Raw genomic sequence first — 13,314 nt, forward strand, 5'->3', positions numbered from 1 at the left:
ACGTCAGGTCAACCCGGCGTGCGTGGTGGACGCGACCTCGACGACCTCGCCGTTGTCGTCGAGCTTCAACGCACCGGTGAGCAGGCCGACCACCTGGTTCATGCTGTGCGTCTTCGGCGTCACCACGGCGACGCGCTTGCCGAGCCGGTGCACGTGGATGCGGTCGGCGATTTCGAAGACGTGCGGCATGTTGTGGCTGATCAGCACCACCGGCAGGCCGCGGTCGCGGATCCGGCCGATCAGCTCCAGCACCTTCGCGGATTCCGCGACGCCCAGCGCGGCAGTCGGCTCGTCCATGATCACTGCTTTGGTGCCGAAGGCCGCCGCGCGCGCGACCGCGACACCTTGCCGCTGCCCGCCGGACAGCGTTTCCACCAGCTGGGTAATGGATTTGACCTTGATGCCGAGGTCGTCCAGGATCCGCTGCGCCTCGGTGCGCATGGTCGCGCTGTCGAGCTTGCGCAACCCGATGCCGAACGGTCCCTTCAGCCGCTTTTCCCGGCCGAGGAACATATTCGACGCGATGTCCAGCGCCGGCGCGACGGCCAGATCCTGGTACACCGTCTCGATTCCGTAGTGCCTCGCGTCCAATGGGGACTTGAAGTGGACCGTCTTGCCGTCCACTTTGATCTCGCCGGCGTCCGGCACCACCGCACCGGACAACGCCTTGATGAGACTGGATTTCCCGGCCCCGTTGTCGCCGACGACGGCGAGCACTTCGCCGGGGTAGAGGTCGAAATCGGCGCCGTCGATGGCGGTGACCCGGCCGTAGCGTTTCACCAGGCCGCGCGCGGAAAGGGTCGGCTGCTGCTCGTTCGAGGAAGTCATGACTGCTGCTGCCTCCGTGCGATCCGGTCCACGACCACCGCGGCGATCAGCAACGCGCCGGTCGCCAGGTCCTGGTAGTTGCCGTCCACGCCCATCTGCGTCAGCCCAGAACGCAGCACGGCGACGACCAGCGCGCCGAACAGCGTGCCCAGCACCGAACCACGTCCGCCGAACAGGCTCGTGCCGCCCAGCACCACCGCGGTGATCGAGTCGAGGTTGCCGAGCTGGAACTGGTTCGGGTCGGCGTTCGGCGTGCGGCCGAGCGCCTGCCACGCGGCGATGCCGAAGCACAGCCCGGCGACGAGGTAGACCGACAGCACGGTGCGGTTGACCTTGATCCCGGACAGCCGCGCGGATTCCGGCGCGTTGCCGACGGCGTAAACGTGCTTGCCCCACGCGGTTTTCGTGAGCGCGTACCAGACGGCGAGGAACATGAGCAGCGCGAGCGTCATGCCGTAGGTGATCGGGATGCCGCCGAAGAGGTACCGCTTCGTGCCGAGCCAGGTGAGCAGTCCGTCGGACACCGGAACCGCCTGGCCGCCCGCGATCAGCTTCGCGACCGCGGTCAGGCCGGTGAACGTGCCGAGCGTGATGATGAAGGCGGGCAGCTTGATCCGCGTCGCCAGCGTGCCGATGAACAGGCCGACCACGACGGTCAGCGCGACTCCGGCAAGCAGCGCGAAGAAAACGTTCGTGACCGCGGCCAGTTTCGCCATCACCAGCGTCGCCACGACCATCGACGACGCGTTGGATAGGTCGATGCCCGCGATCAGGATGATCAGCGTCTGGCCGAGCGCGAGCGTGCCGACCACCAGCGACTGCTGGACCACAGTGGACAGATTGTCCAGGTCGAAAAAGGTGTCCGTGGCGAAGGAAAACACCAGGACCGCCACGACCAGCGCCAGCGCGGGACCGACCGCGGGGGCGCGGAGGAAGAACTCGCCGAGCGTCTCGCGCTCGCGGTTGTTGACCGTCGCGGTCGTCATTTCCCGCCTCCCCAGCAGTTCTGCAGACCCCAGGCGGTGTCCTTGCTCGGCACCCCGGGCATCGGGTGGTCGGTGATCGCGGTCGAGCCGGTGTTAACGAACCCGCTCGGCTTCTTGCCGGTCTTCGCGTACTCGACCGCCGCGAGCACGCCCTGTTCGGCCATCTTCCGCGGGAACTGCATCACGGTGACGGCGAACTGGCCGTTCTTGACGTTCTGCACGCCCTCGCAGCCGCCGTCGATCGAACCGACGGTGAGCTGGTTGGTGAGGCCGCGTGCTTTGAGAGCCGCGTACGCGCCGCGGCCCATCGGCTCGTTCATCGTGTACACCGCGTTGAGGTCGGTGGTGCGCTGGAGGAGGTTCTCCATGCCCTGCTGGGCGAGGCTCTGGTCGCCGTTGGCGTTGGTGTGGCCCTTGATCTCCGGCGCGCCGTCCTTGAGCCCGATGCCCTTGAGGAACCCGCCGTGCCGCTGGGTGTCGACCGAACTGCCCGCGGTGCCGTCGACCATCAGGAGCTTCGGGTCCGCGCCTTTCAGCGCCGCCTTGACGTACGCGCCCTGCTGCTCGCCCGCCGCGAAGTTGTCGGTGGCGAAGGTGGCGTCGACCGCGTCCGGCGGTTCGGTGGCGGTGTCGAGGGCGATCACGAGGATGCCGGCGTCGCGGGCGTCCTTGATGGCCTTGAGCACGCCGGTGGACGAGCTCGGCGTGATCAGGATGGTGTTCACGCCCTGCTGCATCAGGTTCTCGATGGCGCGCACCTGACCGTCGTTGTCGCCGTCGAACTGCCCGGCGAGCGCGCTGAAGTCAGCGCCGTTGGCCTTGGCCGCGGCGGCCGCGGCGCTGCGCAGTTCGACGAAGTACGGGTTGGTGTCGGTCTTCGTGACGAGGCCGACCTTGGCCTTGCCGCTGCCGCCGGTTTTGGAGCTGCCGCCCCAGTGGCGTTCGACGGTGCACCCGGCGGTGGAGACCGCGACAGCGGCCGCCAAGGCGAGTGCGGTGAGACTCCGGTGTCTCATGGAGATGCCCTCCGAATCGAGGTGCGAGCTTGCCGATGGACGGGAAGGTAGACAGACTCATGCCATGACGCAAGCGTTTGCGCAAACGCTTGCCAACGCTCCTGGTTTCGCTCTCTCGATGAAGGACAGACATGCCGCGACCCCGCTCCGCCCGCCCGACCCAGCGCGACATCGCCGAAATGGCGGGCGTGTCGATCACGACGGTCTCGCACGTCGTCAACGGCACGCGGGCGGTGGCCGAGGAGACGAAAGCCGCGGTGCTGCGGGCGATCGAGACCACCGGGTACACCGGCGACGCCATCGCGCGCTCGCTGGTCACCGGGGGCACGCGGTCGATCGGGATGGCGATCTCGCTGGTCGCGAACCCGTACTTCGCGGCGCTGATGCACGCGATCGAGCGGGAGGCGTCGGCAAACGGATACACCGTGCTGCTTGCGGACACGCACGACACCGCGGGCACCGAACGGGACGTGGTGCGCGCGCTGCGGTCGCGCCGGGTCGACGGGCTGCTGATCACGCCCGCGCCCGGCGACGGGTCGGTGCTGGGCGAGCTGGTGTCGCTGGACGTGCCGACCGTGCTGATGGACCGGCTCACCACCCGGACCGACATCGACCAGGTCGGCGCGGAGAACATCCAGGCGACGTCGGCGCTGACCGCGCATCTGGCGTCGCTGGGCCACCGCCGGATCGGGATGATCTCCGGCGCGCCCGGGCTGACGACGAGCGACGAACGCGTGCTGGGCTACCGGCTCGGCCTCGGCCGGTCAGGATTGAGCTGGTCGCCTGACCTGGTGGCGTGCGGACAGTCCTCCCGCGACGGCGGCGGCTTGGCGTTGAGCACGCTGCTGGCGCTGCCGGATCCGCCGACCGCGCTGGTAGTGGCGAACGACAGCATGATGGTCGGCGTCCTGCACGAGGCGCGGCGACGGGGTTTGCGGATCGGCCAGGACCTGCCGGTGGTGGTGTACGACGACGTCGAATGGGCCGACCTCGTGGACCCGCCGCTGACGACGATGGCCCAGCCGATCGACGAAATCGGCCGCCGGGCGGTGCAATTGCTGCTCGCTCGACTGGCGGATCCCGGCCGACCGGCCGAGACTGTGCGGTTGCCGCCGACCTTGCGGCACCGGGCTTCGTGCGGGTGCGCGTCGTGACTGCCCCGCGTAACCAGGCACGCGGCCGTTCACTCACCTCAGTGATTCTCGGGACCCGATCGTCTCGGACCCTCTCTGGTGCGGCCCGACAGTGGCTACTGTTGGGTAGGTATCGACGACGAGGGCCATGAAAAATGACCGTTCTGGCGCCGGAGGTCCCCCACTGGGACCTGCCGGTCACCCATCGGTTCGGGGTGGCATTGGGGAGGCACGCCAGCCCGTACCACGACCAGCTGCTGCGTGCCATCCGCGGCGCTGCCGCGCGGGCGGGTTGCGACCTGCTGCTGGCCGACACCAGCGACTGTCCGCGCGCGGAAGCCGAAGTGCTGCGCGCGCTGCAGGCGGACCGGATCGATGGCGTCCTTCTGGTGCCCGCGCCCGGTGACGAGGCGGTCGTGAACGGTCTCGTGCGGACTGGCGTGCCGACGGTCCTGGTCGACCGGATCGCCGGCCGCAACGACGTCGACCAGGTCGGTTCGGAGAACTTCCAGGCCATGTCCGCGCTGGTCGAACACCTGGCCGCGCGACGGCACCGACGGATCGCGTTGATCACCGGCACCGAAGGCACCACCGTCAGCGAAGAACGCGCCCTCGGTTACCGCCTTGGCCTAGGCCGCGCCGGGCTGCGCTACAACCCGGAATTGGTGGCGTCCGGCCAGTCCACCGCAGGCGGCGCGGCCCGAGCTGCCGCGAAACTCCTGGACGGCTGGCCCTCGCCCACTGCCTTGGTGGTCGCTGGTGAAGCGATGCTGATCGGCGTGCAGTGGGAAGCACACCGCCGCGGCATCCGGATCGGATCGGAACTGGCGGTCGTCGGATACGGCGACATGGACTGGGCACGCACGGTTTCCCCCGGCGTGACGACGATGGCACAACCCATCTCGGAAATCGGCCGCCGGGCAGTGCAGTTGCTGCTGGCACGCTGCCGCGAGCCGGAGCGCCGACCGGAGTCCGTCCGCCTCGCGCCACGGTTCCTGCACCGCGCTTCGTGCGGCTGCTGAGTTTCACAGGGTTGCCGCGGCCTCCAGCAGCATCCACCCTCCAATTTGGACAGACAGATCCCGCTCCGCCTTGCCCGGCGGGTTCGGGGCTGGCTTGTCCCAGTACGCGCTGAACAACGGTCCGGTTTTCTCTTGTGCCGCACCGTTCCAGCATGCTTCCGCTGATTTTTGGACCAGCCTTTTCGCTGCTTCGGCTTCCGGCCTGGGCAGTTTGTTGGCCTTGTTGGCCGCGAGCGCGAGGTAACGGGCGGCGATCGCCGAGAAGAGCCCGCCGTCGCCTCCGTCTGATCCCGGGAGAATCCCTTGTGGTGCCAGGTGTTTCTCCACCGCACGGATCGTGCGTGCCGCGTCTTCCCAGCGGGACTGCTCCAGGCATGCGCCGAGGTAAACCCCTTGGCAGTACGAGAAAATATGCTTGACCACTTCGCCGGTGTCCGCCCGGATCCCGTCCCAGACCAAGCCGGTCTCCGGGTCTACGAGGGTGTCGGTGAGCCATTGCGTCATGGCACCGGCGCGTTCTTGATCACCCGTCCGAGCGTGAAAGATAGCGGCAGGCCCGTTCGCGGGGGTATTCTTGAAGGAGTCGCCGCGCCGCCACCAAATTCCCCCGCCAAGGTCTTCTGTCCAGCCTTCGTGCAGCCGTTTGCTGATCGCCTCGATCGGTTCGTCCACTGTGGATAGTTGGAGTTGACGCACTCGCTGCAGCGCGAGCCCTAGCCAGGCTATGTCGTCGTAGTAGTCGTTGACCCAGGAACCGAAATTGCGCCGATGCACCGTCGCGATGAAGCGGTCGATCAGCCACGCGCGTTCGCCGGTGGGCTGACGGAGCTGCGCGTCGACGAGACTGTCGAGGAGATGGGCCTGCCACCAGTAGTTCCAGTGCCAGTGCAACCGCTGGCTCATGGTGGGCGGCCATCCACTGCGACCGAGGACGGTGCCGGGGAGGGCCCACAGGCGGCGGAGGTGGCGGGCGCAGACCGCCTGTTCGGCTGAGGCGGCGCGTTCTAGTGCTGCGGCGCGCTCGGCTGAGACGGGATGCTCGGCTGCTGCAGGGCTCGCGGCTGCAACGGGACGCTCGACCGCTGCAGGGCTCGCGTCCGCTGCGGGACGCTCGGCTGCGACGGCAGGCTCGGGTGCAGTGGGATGCTCGCTCACTGCGGTGCTCTCGGCAGCCGCAGGGCGCCCGACTGCGGCGGGGTGCTCGGCTGTTGCAGTGCGCTCGGCCGCTGCAGGGGGCTCGGCTGCCGTCGCGCGCGCAGCTGCAGCGGCGCGCTCGGTCGCTGCGAGGCTCTCGGCCGGTGCGGGGTCCCCCGCGGCGGAGTGCCCGGCCGCTGCGGCACGCTCGTCTGTTGCAGGGCAATCGGCTGCCGCGGGTTGCTCGCTCGCTGCGGCACGCTCGGCGGGTGCACCCTCAGCCACCTCCGCCGCGGTGCGCTCGGCCGGGTCGATTGCGTCATTGGCTTGGCCGACTGTGCGCTCGGCCGGTGCCGCACGCTCAGCGGGATTCGCCGCACCCGCAGCCGCATTCGTCGTGCGACTGGCAGAGTCGTCCGAGGGCGATGCGGCAGGGCCGGGCGCATCGCCGCGTGCAGCGGGATTGGCGGGGTCGGACGAGTCGGCGGTCATGACTTGATTCTGCCTGCGCTGCGGAGAACTTGCCTCTCTACGCGCCCTCCCGAACCGCGCGATCGGCGCTAGGCCTGGGTTCTCGTGAGCGGCCCCGGTTCTAACCGGCGCAGCCGCTCACGAAGCACCCCATCGGTGGCAAAGCGGCGAAGTCACCAAGCTTTGGAGAGGTCCGCATGCTGTCGGATCCACGCGTGCATCACGATTCCGGCCGCAACTCCCGCATTGATAGACCTTGTGGTGCCGAACTGGGCGATGGAGACCACTTTCGCGGAGTCCGTCTGTGCGGCTTCGGACAGACCAGGGCCTTCCTGACCGAACAGCAGCAGGCACTTCCGCGGCAGTTCGGCGGTTTCCACCGGCTCAGCGCCGGGCGTGTTGTCCACCGCTACCACCGTCAAACCCTCCGCGGTGGCGAATTCCAGCAACGTCGCGACGTTCTCGTGGTGGCGGAGGTGCTGGTAGCGGTCCGTCACCATCGCGCCTCGGCGGTTCCAGCGGCGGCGGCCCACTATGTGCACTTCCGCGGCGGCGAAGGCGTTCGCGGTGCGGACGACAGTGCCGATGTTGTGGTCGTGCTGGAAGTTCTCGATCGCGACGTGGAACGGGTGCCGTCGGGTGTCCACATCGGACACGATTGCTTCGCGGCGCCAGTAGCGGTAGGCGTCGACCACGTTGCGGCGGTCGCCGTTGGCCAGGAGTTCGGGGTCGTAGCGCGGGTCGTCCGGCCAGGTGCCTGGCCAGGGGCCTACGCCTACCTCCTCGCGGTTCACCCACTCGGTGGGGCCCGCTTCGGGTTGTTCCGTCGTCACGAAGGACGATTCTCGCTCAGCCGAGGCTGACGCCGTGCGCCGGACTGTCGTCGTGGCGGTGGCGCCACCTCAGGTAGGCGCCCAGGTACGAGATCACCAGTACCGCCAGGGCCACCACGACCACCACCGGCAGCAGCGAGCGCGGGATCACCGTGCCGTAGAGGTAATACGCGTTGAACCCGCCGGGCAGGTCGCCGAGACCCTGCTGATGCCGGAAGAAATCCTCCAGCGCGGTGAGCGGGCACGGAATCGGCGTGACATTGACCAGCACGCCCCACACCGCGAAGAAAATGTGCACGAAAACGACCTTCGGCCACCGCCACGCGAGGAAGCCGCCGAAGCCGATGAAGAGCAGGGCGAGGATGTGCACCGCCACGGTGACATCGGCCAGAACATGCGCGACCGTCGTGTCCACCTTCGCCCCCTTCCCAGTGCACCTACCAGCGACGTTACTCCGATTACCCGTCCAGGGAGCGGGAAATAGGGGGACCTGATGTGATGTTCGACCCACCGGAGCAACGAGTTCACCCGGCAGGTAACGGAGGGATCACTCCGGGTAGGAGACGGGGCGGAACACCCGGCACGAAGGGACCCGACGCGCCGTAAATGACTTCGTTCCGTGCACGCGAATCGACGGAGAAAACGGGGAAAAGCGGGGTGACGAACGCGGAAGAAGGACCTCAGGCCGGCGAGCCGGTGCCGCCGAAACCCGGCCATAGGGTGACCCCATTGAGCTTGAGGTCGTCGGGCAGCTGGCCATCGCGGCGCCCGTTCGCCGTCGCCCAGACGACCTCGGAGTCGGGGTAGAGAGTCACCACGAAGCCCACGTCAGCGGGGTGCGCGTACTCGATCGAGAGCACGTCGTCGACGCTGAGCACGACTTCGTCGCCATAGGGTTCGACGTTCCAGGTCCGGGGCTTGTCGTCGTTGTTGGTCACCTGGATCCGGATCATCCGCGCCCTCCCGTGGCTCGAAGCCGACGATACGCGGAAAAGGGCGTTCAGCCAGCGAACGCTGCTCCGTCGATGTCCGTCACGACGAGGCGGATGCTTGCGTCCGCCCACTCGGTCCCGTCGAGCACCTTGCGCACCTGGGCTTCGGCGGCTGACAGCAAGGGCGGCAGCGGCAACCGCAGCGCGACCACCCGGATCTCCACCGATTCCGCGGTCAGATCCACTGACCCGCCAGCGGGATCGGTCGGCAGCCAGCTGATTTCCGCGGCCACGCTCGTCGCGGGGCGGAGGCCGTCGACGGCCGACAGGGCGTCGGCGAGTCTTCCGGTCAGCGAACGCGGATCGGTCACTTCCGCCCCACTTCGATGTCCAAAATGGACACTCGAACGGCGTCCACGGAGCGGCCGGTCTGCGCGAGGACTTCCCGGAACACCGCGCGCTGCACCGCGCGGCCCACCGCGGCGGCCTGGTCCGCACCCGAGATGACCACGTCGACCTCGACCGTCAGGCTGTCCTCGTGGGCGCGGACCCGGACGCCGTCCGCGGGAGCCGGTTCCAGGCCCTTCCAGCGTTGCCGGGCTTCGCGGGCCCACGCGGTCGCCAACCCGCGCAGGCCGGGTTCCAGGCGCACGACTCCGGCGGTTTCGGCGGCCGCGCGGGCGGCAACGCTCGCGATCACCGGGGCGGCGATCACGTATTCGGCGGTCATTCCCCGTCCTCGTACACGTCTTCCACCAGCAGATCCAGGCTGACCAACGAAATACCCACCCGCGAGGTCGCGGCAGCGGACACCAGTTCTCGTACGCGGGCCAACGTGTCAGCGCCGCTGGTGTTCCCCAGGCGCGCCGCGAGGGTGAGTTCGACCTCGACCTGAGCCGCGCCGGACGAATCAACACCGACCTTTCGCACCCGCACCCGGCGGGCGCGGACGTCGCCGGCGGAATCGGCCGCATAGCGGAGCACGACCGCGACGGCTTGTTCGCTCACTTCGACCGAACCCGGTTCGGCGGCGGCGAGATCCAGCATCTGGCCGCGGCGCACTTCGGCGCGGACGGCCGACATGATCCGGCCGAACAGGTCCGGCGGGGTCGGGTCGGGCTCGTCGATCAGTTCCTGCGTCGCCGAGCGCAGGGCCAGCAGGCTTTCCCGCGCGGTGCGGCAGTGGACACACTCCGCCTGGTGGTCGTCGGACTCGTCCAGGTTCTCCCAGAGCGTTTCCAGTTCCCGGCCGCACGGCAGTTCGTAGTCCTGGTTCACCTCCACGGCTTCATCACCTCCGCCAGCTGCGCACGGGCCCGGGCGATGCGCCCCCGGACCGCGGTGGGGTTCGCGCCGACGATCTCGCTGATCTCGTCGTACGACCGGCCGTGCACTTCACGCAACAGCCAGCACGCCCGTTGCTGCGGGGTGAGCGTCTGAAGCGCCTCGTCGAGTGCCGCGAGCTGGCCGCTGACCTGCACCGCGTGCTCCGGCTGCGTGTCGCGGCGCGGCGATTCGGCCAGGTCGAGGTCGACGTCGGCCTGCGGGCGGCGCGCCCGGATCACGTTGAGACAGCGGTTGGTCGTTCCGCGGTACAGCCAGCCGACGAACGCGTTGTCGTCGTTCAGCTGCGCCAGCTTCCGCCACGCGCCGAGGAACGCTTCCTGCACTACGTCCTCGGCGTCGCCGCGGTGATGCAGCATTTTCAGGGCGAGCCGGAACATCGGGCCCTGATAACGCTGCACGAGCTGTTCGTACGCGCGCACGTCGCCGTCTCGCGCACGGCCGACGAGGGTGGCGTCGTCGAGCGGGACACTGGTCGTGGTCACGGCACCCCCTTCCGTCAGGGGGACACCGCGTGGCGGGCATTCGTCACGCACGCATTGTGGGTGACTGTGCTCACTTCCGCTCGGTTGACTCCTCAGCTGAGCCCGAGGTCGTCCTTGCTCAGCAAGTACCGGTACTCGAGCCCGGCCTTCTCGATGGCTTCGCGCGCGCCGGTGTCGCGGTCGACGACCGTCGCGACGCCGACCACGGTGGCCCCGCCTTCGCGCAGCGCCTCGACCGCGGTGAGCACGCTGCCGCCGGTGGTGGAGGTGTCCTCGACGGCCAGCACCCGCTGCCCGCGCACCTCCACGCCCTCGATCCGGCGCTGCATCCCGTGTTCCTTGATCGCCTTGCGGACGACGAACGCGTCGAGCACCACGCCCTCGGCTGCGGCGGAGTGCAGCATCGCCAGCGCCACCGGGTCCGCGCCGAGGGTGAGCCCGCCGGTCGCGACGTAGTCCCAGTCAGCGGTGAGCTGCCGCAGCAGCTTGCCGATGAGCGGGGCGGCCGCGTGCTGCAGCGTCGCCCGCCGGAGGTCGACGTAGTAATCGGCTTCCTTGCCCGAGGCCAAGGTGACCTTGCCGTGCACGACGGCCAGTTCGCTGACCAGCCTGGCCAGTTCGAGTTTCGCAGTTTGATCCAACCCGGGGTACGCCACGGCCGAGAGTCTTACACACGGCACCGACAACTTCCGCGCGTCACTCCCCGGTCGCGACGGCCGTCACCGGACGCGTCCGCGTCGCCACCCAAGCGGGCAGGACCGCGGCGACCAAGGCGAGCACGATCGCGGTCGCGACGATCACCAGGTAGATGGAGATCGGCCCGTCCGGCAGCACCCGTCCGGTCGCGACGAGGCAGAACGGCACGATCGCGCCCGCCGAGACGACGGTGCCCAGCAGGATGCCGATCGCGGCGATCAGACCGCCTTCGCTCGCGGCCATCCGCAGCACCTGGCCGCGGGTGAAACCGCCGAGGCGCTGCAGCCCGAACTCCCGCCGACGCCGCGAGGTGGCCATGACCAGGGTGTTCACCACGGAGATCACCGTGTAGCCGACGATCATGCCGACCAGCAGGTAGTTCACCCACGCGCCGGTCTCGTCGTTCTTGGCGTTCGCGGCGGCCAGCGTGCTCCGGTCGCCGACGGACACCGGGAGACCGGCGGTCGCGGCGGTCAGGCTGCGCGTCAGCCGGGCCTGGTCGACGCCGGGTTCGGCGCGGACGAGCACCTGCCGGGGGAGACCCGCGGCAGTGTGCGCGGCGAGCAGGTCGGCGGGCAGGAGAAGCTGTTCGGCACCGTCTCGCTGCTGCACGATCGCGACGATGCGAAGGGTCCGGTCGGTCCCGTCGCCGAGACGGAGCGTGACGGAATCGCCGACGGACCGGGAGACTTCGGCGGCGTCGGGCAACGCGATCGTGTCGCCTTTGAGGTCGGCGAGATTGCCTTGCACGACCGTGGCCGCGTTGATCGTCGCGTCGGTGAGGCCGAGCGCCGGGTAGCCCTTCTTGGTCTGGTTCTCGTCGAACGGCGCGGTGATGAACGCGCGACTGCTGACGTACGACGAGACCGCCGCGACGCCGTCCGCGTGCCGGACACGGTCGAGAGCCTCCGGAGAAATTCCAGTGGGGCCCGCGACGACCGCGTCGGCGCGGAGGTCTTCGGCGAAGGCTTGCGCGGAAGCGGCGGTGGTCGTGGTCTGCAGGTAGATGTTGGCGGTCGCGATGCCGACCGCGAGCATGATCGGCGTGACCGCGCCGGCCACCCGGGTGGCCGCGTTGCGCGTGTTGGTGATCGCCAGCCAGCCGGTGACGCCGCTGATCAACCGCATCGGGCCCTGCAACAGGATCGCGGTCAGCTTCGTGACGCCCGGGCTGATCATCGCGACGCCGATCGCCCACAGCATCACCGCCGGACCCGCCGTGCTCGCCGCGATGGGTCCCGTCATCACCGCGAGCGTGACGATGCCCAGCGCGGTCCCGCCGCCGAAGCACAGCAGCGCGACGATCAGCCGCACCGGAGTCAGCCAGCTGCGCGGCACGGAGGCCTCGGCGAGCGCCTCGGTCGGCCGGATGCGACCGACCCGGAATCCGGCGACCAGCGCGGAAATCCCGACGGCGAGCATCGTCGCGCCCGCCGCGATGATCATCGGGATCCAGCCCTGGTGGAACTGCACCTCGGGCGGGATGAACCCACCCGAAGTGAACTGTTCGAACAGCCATCGGCCGAACACCGGACCCAGCGCGGCCGCGACTCCGGTCGCGAGCACGCCGATGACCAGCGCTTCGCCGAGAACCATGCGCCGCAACTGCCGTGGTGTCGTGCCGATCGCGCGCAGCAGAGCCAATTCCCGCTGCCGCTGGCGCACCGACAGCATCAACGTGCTGGCGATGACGAACACCGCGACCGAAATCGACAGTCCGCCCGCGACACCGGCCAACGGAATCAGCCGTGCGCCGCTCGTTTGCGCCTCCGGGAATTCAGCGAGGCCGCGCTCATCTCCAGTCAGCACGGACACCCCCGACCCGAGGTGCAACGCGGCCGGATTGTCAGTGACGACGCCGAAGTAGTCGACCTTGCCGGGGTGGCCGGAGAGCTGATCGGCCACGTCGTCGGCGAAGAACACGTCGGATCCCTCAACCGTCCGAGCGACGCGGTAGTGATTGATCTTCCCTTGCACCGCAAGGTCAACCGTCGCGCCAGCCGACACCCCGCTGACGGCGGGCAGCACCACTTCACCGTCTCGCGGCGCGGGTCCGGGCAGCCGAGCGGACTCCCAACCGTGCGCGACGAGAGGCTGTTTACCCAGCGATACCGGGAAATTCACCTCACCGACCACAGTGGACACGCCAGGTGTCGCGCGGATCGTCTCCGCCAGCGATCGGTCCAACCGGACCCGCTCGGACAGCGCGACCGACTGCGTCTTGGGCTTGTCGGAATGCTTCTGCAGCTCGAAATCCTTTTGTCCGGCAACAACTGCCGTCGCCCAAGCCAGCCGGTGCGGCGGCGCGGCGGACCGGATCCCGGTCTCCATCAGACCGGCGCAGGCGGACACGATCACCGCGCCGAGGAACGCGGCCACGAACGCGGCGATGAACCCGCCGGTGCGGAAACGCAAGGTGCGCAAGGCAAGACTG

At 69.0% G+C, this 13,314-nt stretch carries 15 protein-coding genes; 2 read left to right on the forward strand and 13 right to left on the reverse strand.

Annotation, left to right across the window (positions count from 1 at the left end; all coding sequences use genetic code 11):
- Positions 1-3 precede the first annotated feature (3 nt).
- Genes EIZ44_RS03260 through EIZ44_RS03270 form a run of 3 tightly spaced genes read right to left on the reverse strand, consistent with a single transcriptional unit; the run spans position 4 to position 2,830 of the window.
- On the reverse strand, positions 4-828 hold the full coding sequence (locus EIZ44_RS03260; protein ID WP_037808853.1) for an ATP-binding cassette domain-containing protein: 825 nt from the start codon (positions 826-828) through the stop codon (positions 4-6).
- Positions 825-1,814, reverse strand: a complete 990-nt coding sequence (locus tag EIZ44_RS03265) for an ABC transporter permease (RefSeq protein WP_009084957.1) — start codon at positions 1,812-1,814, stop codon at positions 825-827. The genes EIZ44_RS03260 and EIZ44_RS03265 overlap by 4 nt, the downstream gene beginning before the upstream one ends.
- Complete coding sequence (locus EIZ44_RS03270) at positions 1,811-2,830, reverse strand: substrate-binding domain-containing protein (protein ID WP_037808854.1); 1,020 nt, start codon at positions 2,828-2,830, stop codon at positions 1,811-1,813. The genes EIZ44_RS03265 and EIZ44_RS03270 overlap by 4 nt, the downstream gene beginning before the upstream one ends.
- Positions 2,831-2,961: 131 nt before the next feature.
- Between EIZ44_RS03270 and EIZ44_RS03275 the strand changes: the two genes are divergently transcribed.
- Positions 2,962-3,984, forward strand: a complete 1,023-nt coding sequence (locus tag EIZ44_RS03275; RefSeq protein WP_037808855.1) for a LacI family DNA-binding transcriptional regulator — start codon at positions 2,962-2,964, stop codon at positions 3,982-3,984.
- Positions 3,985-4,118: 134 nt separating this feature from the next.
- A complete protein-coding gene (locus tag EIZ44_RS03280) occupies positions 4,119-4,985 on the forward strand; it encodes a LacI family DNA-binding transcriptional regulator (protein WP_037808857.1) in 867 nt (288 codons plus the stop codon).
- A 3-nt stretch (positions 4,986-4,988) separates the two neighbouring features.
- Here EIZ44_RS03280 and EIZ44_RS45350 read toward each other — a convergent pair whose 3' ends face one another.
- From EIZ44_RS45350 to EIZ44_RS03330, 10 genes are all read right to left on the reverse strand, one after another.
- Positions 4,989-5,888 carry a glycoside hydrolase family 76 protein gene (locus tag EIZ44_RS45350; RefSeq protein WP_240691212.1) on the reverse strand — a complete coding sequence of 300 codons (900 nt, stop codon included), beginning with the start codon at positions 5,886-5,888 and terminating at the stop codon, positions 4,989-4,991.
- A gap of 875 nt (positions 5,889-6,763) precedes the next feature.
- The gene (locus EIZ44_RS03290; RefSeq protein ID WP_037808860.1) at positions 6,764-7,423 is read right to left on the reverse strand and encodes a TrmH family RNA methyltransferase; all 660 of its coding nucleotides are present in this window, start codon (positions 7,421-7,423) and stop codon (positions 6,764-6,766) included.
- Between the two features lie 16 nt (positions 7,424-7,439).
- Positions 7,440-7,838, reverse strand: coding sequence for a DUF2784 domain-containing protein (locus EIZ44_RS03295; RefSeq protein ID WP_037808862.1), 399 nt, complete (start codon positions 7,836-7,838; stop codon positions 7,440-7,442).
- Positions 7,839-8,103: 265 nt separating this feature from the next.
- The gene (locus EIZ44_RS03300; RefSeq protein WP_134727686.1) at positions 8,104-8,376 is read right to left on the reverse strand and encodes a hypothetical protein; all 273 of its coding nucleotides are present in this window, start codon (positions 8,374-8,376) and stop codon (positions 8,104-8,106) included.
- Positions 8,377-8,423: 47 nt separating this feature from the next.
- Positions 8,424-8,726, reverse strand: coding sequence for a hypothetical protein (locus tag EIZ44_RS03305; RefSeq protein WP_134727687.1), 303 nt, complete (start codon positions 8,724-8,726; stop codon positions 8,424-8,426).
- On the reverse strand, positions 8,723-9,085 hold the full coding sequence (locus EIZ44_RS03310; RefSeq protein ID WP_037808867.1) for an Asp23/Gls24 family envelope stress response protein: 363 nt from the start codon (positions 9,083-9,085) through the stop codon (positions 8,723-8,725). The genes EIZ44_RS03305 and EIZ44_RS03310 overlap by 4 nt, the downstream gene beginning before the upstream one ends.
- Complete coding sequence (locus EIZ44_RS03315; protein WP_043831552.1) at positions 9,082-9,639, reverse strand: hypothetical protein; 558 nt, start codon at positions 9,637-9,639, stop codon at positions 9,082-9,084. Before EIZ44_RS03315 ends, EIZ44_RS03310 begins: the two co-directional genes overlap by 4 nt.
- Entirely contained in the window at positions 9,630-10,184 is a 555-nt protein-coding gene (locus EIZ44_RS03320) for an RNA polymerase sigma factor (protein WP_037808869.1), read from the reverse strand. The genes EIZ44_RS03315 and EIZ44_RS03320 overlap by 10 nt, the downstream gene beginning before the upstream one ends.
- 92 nt (positions 10,185-10,276) lie before the next feature.
- Positions 10,277-10,840, reverse strand: coding sequence for an orotate phosphoribosyltransferase (pyrE, locus tag EIZ44_RS03325; protein ID WP_037808870.1), 564 nt, complete (start codon positions 10,838-10,840; stop codon positions 10,277-10,279).
- Positions 10,841-10,880: 40 nt separating this feature from the next.
- Positions 10,881-13,304, reverse strand: coding sequence for an ABC transporter permease (locus tag EIZ44_RS03330; RefSeq protein ID WP_439098579.1), 2,424 nt, complete (start codon positions 13,302-13,304; stop codon positions 10,881-10,883).
- Positions 13,305-13,314 lie beyond the last annotated feature (10 nt).

This window comes from Amycolatopsis nivea (assembly GCF_004522235.1).
Taxonomy (GTDB): Bacteria; Actinomycetota; Actinomycetes; order Mycobacteriales; family Pseudonocardiaceae; genus Amycolatopsis; species Amycolatopsis nivea.

Bases quoted from the DNA above. Each gene is read 5' to 3' on its own strand.
- EIZ44_RS03260 (WP_037808853.1), bottom strand. From the start codon at position 828: ATGACTTCCTCGAACGAGCAGCAGCCGACCCTTTCCGCGCGCGGCCTG.
- EIZ44_RS03265 (WP_009084957.1), bottom strand. From the start codon at position 1,814: ATGACGACCGCGACGGTCAACAACCGCGAGCGCGAGACGCTCGGCGAG.
- EIZ44_RS03270 (WP_037808854.1), bottom strand. From the start codon at position 2,830: ATGAGACACCGGAGTCTCACCGCACTCGCCTTGGCGGCCGCTGTCGCG.
- EIZ44_RS03275 (WP_037808855.1), top strand. From the start codon at position 2,962: ATGCCGCGACCCCGCTCCGCCCGCCCGACCCAGCGCGACATCGCCGAA.
- EIZ44_RS03280 (WP_037808857.1), top strand. From the start codon at position 4,119: ATGACCGTTCTGGCGCCGGAGGTCCCCCACTGGGACCTGCCGGTCACC.
- EIZ44_RS45350 (WP_240691212.1), bottom strand. From the start codon at position 5,888: ATGAGCCAGCGGTTGCACTGGCACTGGAACTACTGGTGGCAGGCCCAT.
- EIZ44_RS03300 (WP_134727686.1), bottom strand. From the start codon at position 8,376: ATGATCCGGATCCAGGTGACCAACAACGACGACAAGCCCCGGACCTGG.
- EIZ44_RS03310 (WP_037808867.1), bottom strand. From the start codon at position 9,085: ATGACCGCCGAATACGTGATCGCCGCCCCGGTGATCGCGAGCGTTGCC.